This is a genomic window from Streptomyces prasinopilosus, from assembly GCF_001419695.1.
Taxonomy (GTDB): Bacteria; Actinomycetota; Actinomycetes; order Streptomycetales; family Streptomycetaceae; genus Streptomyces; species Streptomyces prasinopilosus.
The window spans coordinates 1-1,069 of record NZ_LIRG01001016.1 but is presented as its reverse complement, the minus strand read 5'-3'; the positions used below and the strand labels follow the sequence as shown (position 1 = coordinate 1,069).

Below are 1,069 nucleotides of genomic sequence, written 5' to 3'. Positions count from 1 at the left end.
CGATCAGCAGCACCTTGCCGACGTGGCCGCTGGACTCCACGAACCGGTGGGCGTCGGCCGCGTCCCGCATCGGGATCTCACGGTCGACGACGGGGCGCACGTGACCGCCCTCGATCAGCGGCCAGACGTGTTCCCGCACGGCCGCGACGATCGCCGCCTTCTCCGCCGGCGGCCGGGCGCGCAGCGAGGTCGCGCTGACGGCGGCGCGCTTGCCGAGGAGGGTGCCGATGTTCAGTTCGCCCTTGACGCCGCCCTGCATGCCGATGATCGCGAGCCGGCCGTTGACGGCGAGGGCCCTGACGTTGCGGTCCAGGTACTTGGCGCCCATGTTGTCGAGGATGACGTCCGCGCCGGCGCCGTCGGTGGCCTGCTCCAGCTCGGCCACGAAGTCCTGCTCACGGTAGTTGATCAGGATGTCGGCACCCAGTTCGGCGCAGCGCTCCAGCTTCTCCTTCGTGCCGGCCGTGACGGCGACCCTGGCCCCGACGGCCTTGGCGAGCTGGATCGCCATGGTGCCGATGCCGCTGGAACCGCCGTGCACGAGCAGCGTCTCACCGGGACGGAGGTGGGCCACCATGAAGACGTTCGACCAGACCGTGCAGACGACCTCCGGGAGTGCCGCCGCCCGCTTGAGGTCGAGCCCCTCCGGGACGGGCAGCAGCTGGCCGACCGGGACGGCGACCCGCTCCGCGTACCCCCCGCCCGCGAGCAGTGCGCACACCTCGTCGCCGACCGCCCACCCGGTCACCCCGGGACCGAGCGCGGCGATGCGGCCGGAGCACTCCAGGCCGGGGTAGGGGGAGGCGCCGGGCGGAGGATCGTAGAAGCCCTGCCGCTGCATGATGTCGGCGCGGTTGACGGCACCGGCCACCACCTCGACCAGCACCTCGCCCGCACCGGGAACGGGATCGGGGACCTTCGTCCACACCAGCGTCTCGGGCCCGCCGGGTTCGGGAATCGTGATCGCATACATGGGAACGACGCTACCTCCGACCCGGGCGGAGGCGGCTCAAGTGCGGGGGTGGTGCGGCACGGGGGCCGGGCCGGAGACCGGCCCGGGCCGTAGGAG

At 72.8% G+C, this 1,069-nt stretch carries 1 protein-coding gene; it reads right to left on the bottom strand.

The genetic code is table 11. The features are described from left to right. Nucleotides 1-973, bottom strand: a 973-nt coding sequence (locus AOK18_RS29715; protein ID WP_055696307.1) for an NAD(P)H-quinone oxidoreductase, incomplete at its 3' end; no start/stop codon positions are given. Nucleotides 974-1,069 lie beyond the last annotated feature (96 nt).